At 71.6% G+C, this 2058-nt stretch carries 1 protein-coding gene and 2 pseudogenes; all 3 read right to left on the bottom strand.

Annotation, left to right across the window (positions count from 1 at the left end; all coding sequences use genetic code 11):
- Positions 1-429, bottom strand: a pseudogene (locus KHO18_RS28160) (pilus assembly protein); the annotation flags it as partial.
- Between the two features lie 4 nt (positions 430-433).
- Positions 434-1855: a type II and III secretion system protein family protein gene (locus KHO18_RS28155; RefSeq protein WP_144199795.1), complete on the bottom strand. Its 1422-nt coding sequence runs from the start codon at positions 1853-1855 to the stop codon at positions 434-436.
- Positions 1856-1868: 13 nt separating this feature from the next.
- Positions 1869-2058: pseudogene (locus KHO18_RS28150) on the bottom strand (Flp pilus assembly protein CpaB); the annotation flags it as partial.

Genomic DNA, 2058 nt, shown 5'->3' with positions numbered 1-2058 from the left:
GACCTTGCCGTGGCGGGCCGGCTCCACGGCGCGCACATCGGCACGCAGCGCGGCGCGCGGCACCATCAGCCGCTGCACCGCGGCCTTGGCCTGCGTGGTGGCGCCGTGCAGGTCGATGAAGTCCCGCACGCCGGCGCGCAGCGCGGCCAGCATGGTGTCCGGCTCGGTGGCATGGCCCACGGCCACCAGCGGCACCTGCGGGAACAGGCGGGTCACCTGTTCGGCCAGGCGCGTCGAGGCCACCGCGTGCGGCGCCGTGAAATCGAGAAACACCAGTCCGGGCCGGAGCGCGCTGATCTGGTCGGCAACGGCCTCCTGCGAGCTGGCCTCCACCACCAGCGTGCCAAGGCCCGCCAGCGCGCCGGCCAGCCAGTGGCGCACATCATCGCGCGCGGTGTTGAGCAGGAAGACCTCGGTCTGGGCGTCCATGGTCTTACCTCGAGAAGCCGGGCAGCGTGGGGTCGGCGAATTCGCCGAGCATGAAGCGGCCCCAGACGTTGGGGTCGCTGCTGGTGCGGCCGTCGTTGCCACCCACGCCCGCCACCGCCGGCGCATCCTTGGCCAGCGGCTTCACCAGATGCGGCGTGACGACGATCATCAGCTCGCGGTCTTCCTGGTGGAAGTTCAGGTTCTTGAAGAAGCTGCCCAGGATCGGCAGATCGCCCAGGAAGGGGATCTTGCTGACGTTGCTGACCGTGTTGCGGCTGACCAGCCCGCCGATGACGAAGCTCTCGCCATCGCCCAGCTCCACGGTGGTATCCGCGCGGCGCGTGACGATGGCCGGCACCGACGCGCCGTTGATCTGGATGCCGCGCGAGGGGTCGAGGTCACTGGCCTCGGGCGCCACCTTCAGTGCGATGCGCTGGCCGGACAGCACCGTGGGCGACACTGTCAGCCCGATGCCGAACGGCTTGAACTGGATGGTGGTGGTGCCCAGCGCCTGCGGCACCGGGATCGGGATCTCGCCGCCGGCCAGGAAGCTGGCGCTCTGCCCGGACAGCGCCACCAGGCTCGGCTCCGCCAGCACGCGCACCATGCCGTTGGCCTCCAGCAGGCTCAGGTTGGCGAAGATGCCCTTCGAGGCCGACGCGGCGATCAGGTTGAACGCGCTGCTGATCGGCGATGTCATTTCGCCGGCCGTGCCCACGCCGGACGTGAAGTCCACCTTGGTCAGCGACGACGGGCTGAACTGCGCGAACGTGAAGCCGCCCTTGTTGCGGATGAAGTTGAGCCCCACCTCCTTGAGCACGGTCTTGCTGATCTCCACCACCTTCACATCGACCTGCACCGTGCCCGAGACCGGCAGCGTGGAGCGATCCACGACGACGCCACCCGGCTTGCCGTCGGCTCCGCTTGCTGTCCCACCTACTGCGGCGCGGGCGGCCTGCTGGGCCCGGTACGCGGCGGCGGCGTCCGGCGACTGGCCGCTGATGGTGGCGCCGGCCGCCGAGACATCGACCTGCGCGCCATCGGCGTCGGCCGCCACGGCATCCACGCGCACCGTGTAGCTGAGCGGCGCGGCGTTGCGGGTCCAGAGCTTGAGGTCGGTGGCGCCGGGCTTCTTCGCCACCACGAGCACACTGGGCGGGCCGTTGCGGTGCTTGAGCAGCAGCGCGTCCGCCACGGCGGGGTTGCCCACGGCCACGCGCTCCAGCGGCTGGCCGGGGCGGATTTCCTGCTGCGCGCCGGCCAGCAGCCGCAGCGTGCGGGGGGCTGGCGGCGACTCCTGCGCCGGGGCACGGGCGGGCAACAGCGCGGCGCCGGCGGCCAGCGCGAGCGCCATCGCCGCGATCATCCTTCTATATAGATACGCCTCGGGGCCTGAATGGGCGCGGTAACGCGTGGGGGTGAACATGCCGTGGGGTCCGTTATTCGATGTCTCGCTTGCCGGCGCGGATCATCTCCACGCCGCTTCGGGTGTCGCTCGATCCCTGCCGCGCCACGGCTGCGGCGGGTACCGGGGGGGCAACAGGGGCCGCGGCCAGCGCCGTGTGCCGCACCGGCGCCGTGCCGACCAGCCCCGCCAGCGCCACGCCACCCAGCGCCTTGTCCGCCGGG

This window comes from Cupriavidus campinensis, from assembly GCF_905397395.1.
Classification (GTDB): Bacteria; Pseudomonadota; Gammaproteobacteria; order Burkholderiales; family Burkholderiaceae; genus Cupriavidus; species Cupriavidus campinensis.
Note: the sequence above shows the minus strand (reverse complement) of the source record. Positions and strands in the feature narration are given on the sequence as shown.